This is a genomic window from Mycoplasma sp. HU2014 (assembly GCF_001199495.1).
Lineage (GTDB): Bacteria > Bacillota_I > Bacilli_A > Mycoplasmatales > Mycoplasmataceae > Mycoplasma.
Genome location: NZ_LFYS01000063.1, coordinates 1 through 2,007 on the forward strand (window position 1 = coordinate 1; position 2,007 = coordinate 2,007).

General features: G+C 25.2%; 3 protein-coding genes and 1 pseudogene. 1 reads left to right on the forward strand and 3 read right to left on the reverse strand.

What is annotated here, in order from left to right:
* Positions 1-382 (reverse strand): annotated as a pseudogene (locus AB668_RS03790) (transposase); the annotation flags it as partial.
* Positions 383-478: 96 nt separating this feature from the next.
* Here AB668_RS03790 and AB668_RS03795 point away from each other — a divergent pair.
* Positions 479-1,003, forward strand: coding sequence for a hypothetical protein (locus AB668_RS03795; RefSeq protein WP_050517690.1), 525 nt, complete (start codon positions 479-481; stop codon positions 1,001-1,003).
* Between the two features lie 75 nt (positions 1,004-1,078).
* On the opposite strand, the gene AB668_RS03800 is transcribed toward AB668_RS03795, so the two are convergent.
* A complete protein-coding gene (locus AB668_RS03800; RefSeq protein WP_050517691.1) occupies positions 1,079-1,312 on the reverse strand; it encodes a hypothetical protein in 234 nt (77 codons plus the stop codon).
* 407 nt (positions 1,313-1,719) lie between these two features.
* On the reverse strand, positions 1,720-2,007 hold a 288-nt coding region (locus tag AB668_RS05555; protein WP_160315014.1), incomplete at its 5' end, for a hypothetical protein.

Genomic DNA, 2,007 nt, shown 5'->3' on the forward strand with positions numbered 1-2,007 from the left:
ATGAACATTGATATTTTCTATTAATTTCTCTATTAGTGATATTTCCATAAGCTGCTCTAATAATTGCTATTGCATAAATTATTTTTGCATCTGATGGATTATAAACTTTGCAAAGATCTTCAAATACATCTTTTGATAATTTATAAGCAATTTCGGTTCTTCCGAATTGTTTTATGTCACACAAAGCAAAGTTAAGTCTACTTGTTTTAGTTTCTACATATTCAAAGTTTATTATTTCACCGATTTTACCCAGTTCTACTGGAACTGATTTTCCATTTTTTCAAACACTTGTTCTTTTAATAACATCATATCTATTTCCATTTTTCTTTACTCTTGTATTTTTTGGTCTATCCACAGCTAATATCTCTTTTGGTATTGGCATTTTTCTTCCTCCTTATGTAGTGCTTTAGTCACTATAATTGTATTATATTTTTTGAACTTTTTCTATAGTTTTTAGCTGTTTTTTTAATATATTTTTTTGCAAAATCCTAGGTTTTATCGATATTTTGACAAAATATGCAAAAAAATAGCATTTCAGCTATTTTTCATATATTCCTATAGTGGTTTTAACGGAAAGTTCTTAGTAAACTTTGTAAATATTATTAATAAAGTTGAAGGTTTAGTTGATAAAGACACTTCTGAAATTAATGACTTTAAAAATTACAAAAAACAAATCTTAAGAGAATTAGCAAACTCTCAATTCTGAGTAACATTATCAAGAGACTTCTTAAGCGGAGTAGCTGTAGCTCTAACAGGTGGAGGGATTATTAATCAAATTTTCAAAAGATATGTAAAACTTCCATCAGTAGGAGTTGCAATCGAAACTGCCGCTGAAGCTTCAGATAAGGTAGCTCAACTAAGAACATTTGCTTCATTTGTTGCTAAAGTTAACTTAGAGTTATTCGCAGCGAGTTCTATTGCTATTGCAGGAAGACTTGTAAAAGCAGCAAGCTCATTTAATTCAGCAATTGATGAAATTAAAAAAGTTAATTTAGAAGAATAACAAAAAAAGAAATCTATTTCTTTTTTTATGATTATTTGGTGTTCTCACTTATTAATTTATTTAATTAAATTATTCTTATAATGCACTTTTTCTCATAAGTGTTATAAAAGTAGTTAAAATACCTAAACTGATTAAATAGAACGTTCATAAAAAATTTTTATTTAATCAGTTTATTTTTGTTATTCTAAACGTATCATACAAGTGATCTAAATATTGAGTTCAATTAAGATTGTTTTCTACTCCAGAACTAATATTTATAATAAGTAAAAGTGTTAATACAGCCATCATAAAACTTATTAAAGCATTCATAATAAGATGAATAATTGGTACTTTTGTAAATATTAAACTATTTAATAAAAAGTATATCCCGAGTTTTACAGTTGTTGTGCTAAATTAAAAAGTGCAACAACTTTTTAATTGTTATTTAAATCTTATAGAGTTCAAAATTTTATCAAATTCAACATCTATCATTAGTGATTTTATTGTGTTTGTTCTTTCATTTTGATCTCATTAGTCCTCTAGATAGCTAAAACTTTTAACAATTTCCTGTTTAACTTGTCAATTTTTGTCTTAATACCCTCTAACGACTCTAAAAATGTCTTAACAGTTGAATCTTTAAAATTTATCTTATCTCCTTTATCGTAATGTATTCTATAAATATTTTAGAATAACATCGGAAAAAGTAAATAGAAGTAAGATAAAAGATGAAAAAATCCTTAAAATCTGAACTTTTCATCTTTTTTATTTATTTGTTGGCATAACAAGTGTAAAACTCGGGACGTTCATAAAAAATTTTTATTTAATCAGTTTATTTTTGTTATTCTAAACGTATCATACAAGTGATCTAAATATTGAGTTCAATTAAGATTGTTTTCTACTCCAGAACTAATATTTATAATAAGTAAAAGTGTTAATACAGCCATCATAAAACTTATTAAAGCATTCATAATAAGATGAATAATTGGTACTTTTGTAAATATTAAACTATTTAATAAAAAGTATAT